The 4,637-nt window shown below is 74.7% G+C and carries 4 protein-coding genes and 1 tRNA gene; 1 reads left to right on the forward strand and 4 read right to left on the reverse strand.

The genetic code is table 11. The features are described from left to right. Positions 1-186 precede the first annotated feature (186 nt). The 4 genes from ACWGL3_RS31105 to ACWGL3_RS31120 form a co-directional block, all read right to left on the reverse strand. Entirely contained in the window at positions 187-546 is a 360-nt protein-coding gene (locus tag ACWGL3_RS31105; RefSeq protein WP_267946875.1) for a hypothetical protein, read from the reverse strand. 272 nt (positions 547-818) lie between these two features. Next, a tRNA-Thr gene (locus ACWGL3_RS31110) sits at positions 819-894 on the reverse strand. A gap of 142 nt (positions 895-1,036) precedes the next feature. Beyond that, positions 1,037-2,593 carry an alpha/beta hydrolase gene (locus ACWGL3_RS31115; RefSeq protein WP_431061463.1) on the reverse strand — a complete coding sequence of 519 codons (1,557 nt, stop codon included), beginning with the start codon at positions 2,591-2,593 and terminating at the stop codon, positions 1,037-1,039. A 255-nt stretch (positions 2,594-2,848) separates the two neighbouring features. Then, on the reverse strand, positions 2,849-4,030 hold the full coding sequence (locus tag ACWGL3_RS31120) for a DNA polymerase III subunit delta' (RefSeq protein ID WP_267946876.1): 1,182 nt from the start codon (positions 4,028-4,030) through the stop codon (positions 2,849-2,851). Positions 4,031-4,247: 217 nt separating this feature from the next. Here ACWGL3_RS31120 and ACWGL3_RS31125 point away from each other — a divergent pair, with 217 nt between their 5' ends. Continuing rightward, positions 4,248-4,505, forward strand: coding sequence for a hypothetical protein (locus ACWGL3_RS31125; protein WP_267946877.1), 258 nt, complete (start codon positions 4,248-4,250; stop codon positions 4,503-4,505). Positions 4,506-4,637 lie beyond the last annotated feature (132 nt).

Consider the following 4,637-nt stretch of genomic DNA (forward strand, 5'->3'; position numbering starts at 1 on the left):
GGCCTGACCGCGCCCCCGCGGCCCGTGACGGAACCGTGTGCGCCGATCGCCGCGAGCGGTCGCCGGGCACCTCCCGCAGGACGGGTGGCGAAGGCCGACCCGGATCCGGCTGTCCGAGCGCGGGCGGCGCGGTCAGCGCGGCCGGAGGCGGCCCTCCCGGGCCACCGGCCCCTCAGGCCGGTACACCTAGGGCTCCAGAGCCCGCCTGGAGCCGGTCCCGTCGCCTCCGAGCCCGGCGACGATCCGCCGGGCGCGGACCTCGTCGGCGCCCAGGCGTTCGCGGACCATCCGCACCGCCTCCTCGTCCCGACCGAGGGCGACCAGGTCGTGCACGCGGGTGCGCAGGGAGTGCGGCAGGTCCTCCTGCCCCCTCGGCGCGGGAACGTATCCGCCCACATGCTGTTCGGGCTCCACCCGGGGCGCCGTCGCCTCCTCGACCACGAGCCGGTCGTTCAGGTAGGCCACCACGCGGCGCAGCGCGAGGGAACCCGCGGCGAGCACGACGATGGACCCGAGCAGCGCGAACAGCATGAACATCAGGCTCATGGCGTGCACCTACCCGCGTCCCCGTCGGCACAGCCCCACGCCGCCGACACGGCGGGTAATCATCTGTTGACCAAGGGCTGTCGACGGCGTCGGCCCGGAACCGCGTCCCCGGGCCGGAGCGCCGGAGCCATGGTCCTGGCGCCCCCGGTCCCCGGCGCGGAGCGCGAGGCGCGGGGACCGGCGCCACGGGCGGCCTGTTCGCCGAACGGGCGTTGGCCACCCAATTGGCCACCAACGCGAAACGCCACCCCGGTCCGGGGTGGCGTTTGTGCTGGAGCCGCCTGTCGGAATCGAACCGACGACCTATTCATTACGAGTGAATCGCTCTGCCGACTGAGCTAAGGCGGCGCGACGCCGCGTGTCACACGCGGCGAAGCGGTCCCAGTCTAACGCCTTCCGACGGGTGCCGTGTACACGTTTGCGGTCATGCCGGTCCCGCCTCCGCGAGCGGGGCGCGGGGGCCGGGGGCGGCGGCCCCCGGCCCCGTCGGTCAGGCGCAGGCCATGCCGTCCTCGGGAACGGTCAGGTCGACCAGGTAGGCGTCCACGATGTCGTCGATGCACTGGTCGCCCATGCGGTAGGCCGTGTGGCCGTCACCGTCGCGGGTCACCAGGAACCCGGATTCCAGCTGGCCCGCGAGCGCCTCGGCCCACGCGTACGGGGTGGCCGAGTCCCGGGTGGTGCCCACCACCATGATGGGGGCGGCCCCCGCTCCGTCCAGGCCGGTGGTCGGGGTGACCGCCTCCTCCGGCCAGTAGGCGCACGGCAGGGCCCCCCAGGCCAGCGTCGGACCGAAGATCGGCGACTCCTCGCCGGCCTCGGCCGCGGCCCGGACATACGCGTCGACGTCGCGCGGGCTCGGGGAGTCGGAGCAGTTCACCGCGATGAGCGCCGCCGTGGAGTTCTCGTAGGCGGCCGGGTCCTCGCGGCTGTACAGGTCGTCGCCGAGCTGGATCAGCACGGTGCCGTCGCCGTTCTCCATCGCCTCGGCCAGCCCCTCGCGCACCCGGGGCCACCAGCTCTCGGAGTACAGGGCCGCGAGGACGCCGAGCTCGGCGCGGGCCCGGTTGACCTCGCGGTCGTCGGCGCTGTTGGACAGCGGCTCCTCGGCGGTGTCGGCCAGGAAGTCGCTCAGCGCCCCGACGCCGTCCTCCACACTGTCCCCGGACGCGCCCAGCGGGCAGTCCGACTGTCCGAGGCAGTCCTCCACGAAGGCCCGCAGCGCCGTCTCGAAGCCGGTGGCCTGCGCGACGCTGAGGTCGAGCTGCTCCTGGCTGGGGTCCACCGCGCCGTCGAGCACGAGGGCGCGGACCCGGTCGGGGAACTCCTCCGCGTACTGCGCCCCGATGTGGGTGCCGTAGGAGGCGCCGAGGTAGGTCAGCTGCTCGTCGCCGACCAGGGCGCGCAGGATGTCCATGTCGCGGGCGACGTTGACGGTGCCCATGTGGAGCATCAGCTCGGGGTCGTTGGCCCGGCAGGCCTCGACGAACCCGCGGCTGTCCTCCTCCAGCTCGGCCAGCTCGGCCTCGGTGACCTCGGACATGTCGCCGTCGCCCTCGACGCTGTCCACCCCTCCGAGGAACTCGTCGAGCCCCTCGGAGTCCAGGCAGGTCAGCGGTGAGCTGCGCCCGACGCCGCGCGGGTCGAACCCGACCACGTCGAACCTCTGGCGCACCGCGTCGCTGACCGTGAAGGCGGCGTGGTCCACGTAGTCGTAGCCGGAGCCGCCCGGACCGCCGGGGTTGACCAGCAGGGAGCCGATGCGGTCGCCGCCCTCGGCGGGGAACCGCTTGACCGCGATCTCGACACGGTCGCCGCCGGGCTCGTCGTAGTCCAGGGGCACCTCGTAGACCGCGCACTCCGCGCCGTCCGCCCCGCTCTCGCACTCACCCCAGTCGAGGCCCTGCTCGGTGAAGTCGGTCAGTGCGGGGTCGGGGGCTGCGACGCTCCCCTCCTCGGGGGCGCCCTCCCCGCCCGTGCACCCGGTCGCCAGCAGCACCGCACCGGCCAGTGCCGCCGCCAGTGCCCCCCGAACTCTCGTCGCCACGGATGTCCGCCCTCTCGTTTCCGCCGGCCGCTGGTGGCCGGCGCGTCGTCTGCTCCGCACCGGCCCGGCCGTGCGGCTCTGTCCACCCACGGCCCCGGGGTCGCGGCCACCGGGTGGTCGCGACCCGCGGCCGGGGCCGCCTCCTGCCGCTCCGGACCGGTCCGGATCCGGACGGCCGCGGCCGTGCGCGCGGGTACCGGAGGCGGGCGTCCGCTCAGGTCGGCGCCCCGCCGGGGCGCCCCGGACCGTCCCGGCTCACGCTCTCCCGTCGACCAGGAGTGCGGAGGTCATGGCCTCCATGGCGATCTGGGGGTGCACGTTCGCCTCGATGCGTCCGCGGCACTCCATGATGGCGTCGATCCGTCGCAGCGTGGTCTCGGGGGTGCTGGAGCGCGCCACGCGGTCCAGGTCGCCGGAGCGCTCTCCGGTGGACAGCTCGACCGAGGCCCCCAGCTGGAGGGCCAGGACGTCCCGGTAGAAGGCGGCCAGGTCGAGCAGGGCGCGGTCGTAGGAGTCCCGTTTGATCCGGGTGGCACGGCGCTTCTGCCGCTCCTCCAGGTCCTTCATGGCGCCGGCGGAGCCCCGCATGGCCTTGGCCACGCCCTTGCCGGTGGAACCCTCGCCGAACGCGGTCCTCAGCTCGTCCTTCTCCTTCTCGTCCAGGGCCGTGGTGAGGGCCTTGGACTCCTCCTCGGCGATCTCGTACAGCCGGGCGGCGGAGGTGACGCACGCGCCGAGCCCGTCGAGGCGGGCGGGGATGGACAGCACCTCCTCCCGGCGCCTGCGCGCCTCGGGGTCGGTGGCCAGCTGCCGGGCCCTGTCGATCCGGCCCGCCGCGGCCACCGCCGACGCCTGGGCGAGCACGGGGTCGACCCCGTCGCGCCGGACCAGGGCGTCCACCAGCTCCCGGGTGCCGGGGGTGGCGAGGGTGACCAGCCGGCAGCGGGAGCGGATGGTGACGAGCAGGTCGTCGGGCGCGGGCGTGCACAGCAGCCAGACCGTCCGGGGGGAGGGCTCCTCCACCGCCTTGAGCAGGGCGTTGGAGGCGGCCTCGGTGGCGCGCTCGGCGTCCTCGAAGAGCACGATGCGGAACCGGCCGCCGGAGGGCCTGGAGCCCGCCCGCAGCACCAGGTCGCGGGTGGCTGCGACGCCGAAGCTCAGACCGCTGGGGCGCACGTACAGCAGGTCGGGGTGGGTTCCGGCGAGGACCTGGTGGCAGGAGGGGCAGTGTCCGCAGCCGCCGTCGGGGCACTGGAGCGCGGCCGCGAAGGCCCGGGCCGCCTCCGAGCGGCCCGATCCGGGCGGGCCGGTGAACAGCCAGGCGTGCGTCATGCCCGTGCCCCGGCCCCCGGCGACGAGGTCCGACGCCCCGGCCACGGCCCGTCGGAGCTGGCCCACCGTGGCCTGCTGGCCGATGAGGTCGTCGAAGACCGTCACGCTTCCCCCCGAGAACCACCGCTGATGTCTGCTCCCAGGATAGGAGTCGCCACCGACGCCCGGGCCGTCGTCCACAGGCCCGCAGGGGGTGGATAGCGTAGTGCCGTCACGGCCCGGCGCCCGCTCCGCGTACGGCCGCCGCGGCGGTCCCCCGACCTCCGCGGTCCAGCCACACCCCTCCTCACCGTCCCCCGCAGAAGATCCGGAGCAGTCCCCCTTGACGCACTCCCCCTCCCCCTCCCCCTCCCCCTCCTTCCGGCCGCAGCCCGGGTCCCGCCCCGGGCTGGACGCCTCCCTCCACGAGGGCGGGTCGCCCTTCGGGGAGGGCTCCGGCCGCCCCTCGTTCGCCCCGCCCGAGCCCCCGCGGCGCGGGATGTCCGCCGCCGACCGGGTCGCCGCGATCGTCCTCGGCTGCGTGGTCGTGGCGCTCGTCGCCCTCGTCGCGATCGGGGTCGCCGTCCTCCTCCCGGTCTGACGGACCACCCGTGCCCGGCGACCTGGGTCGAGAAGCTGCGGTTGATCAGTTCGGACAGGACGATCTGATCCTCGATCTCGATGCGGTAGGCGTCGATCGTCAGGTCGAAGTTTCCAAGCCGGATCACCGCGC

The sequence above is a fragment of the Nocardiopsis sp. NPDC055824 genome (assembly GCF_053616335.1).

Coding starts and splice junctions, on each gene's coding strand:
- ACWGL3_RS31105 (WP_267946875.1), bottom strand. CDS start 546: ATGAGCCTGATGTTCATGCTGTTCGCGCTGCTCGGGTCCATCGTCGTG.